The 324-nt window shown below is 74.1% G+C and carries 1 protein-coding gene; it reads left to right on the forward strand.

Annotated features, from left to right (window positions below):
- Window positions 1-324 (forward strand): dihydrofolate reductase family protein (locus tag RISW2_RS23320; RefSeq protein WP_043776140.1); only part of this gene is annotated, 324 nt, incomplete at both ends.

Below are 324 nucleotides of genomic sequence, written 5' to 3' on the forward strand. Positions count from 1 at the left end.
GGCGGACCGCCTGAACAGCGCGCCCAAGCACGTGGCCACGCACCGGCCCGATGGCCTGTCCTGGCAGGGCAGCCGGGCGCTGTCCGGCGACCTGGCCGAGGCGGTGCGGGCGCTCAAGCGCCAGGGCGGGGCGGATCTGCTGACGTTCGGCAGCGGCGACATGGTGCGCCAGCTGCTGGCGGCGGATCTGGTGGATGATCTGTCCCTGTTGGTCTATCCGGTGATGCTGGGGCCGGGCAAGCGGGTGTTCGGCGACGACGCGCAGGCGCGCGCCTTCACGCTGGAGCGGGTCGACGCCACGCCGGGCGGCGTGCTGGTCAGCCG

The organism is Roseivivax isoporae LMG 25204, from assembly GCF_000521865.1.
In the GTDB taxonomy this organism is placed as follows: domain Bacteria; phylum Pseudomonadota; class Alphaproteobacteria; order Rhodobacterales; family Rhodobacteraceae; genus Roseivivax; species Roseivivax isoporae.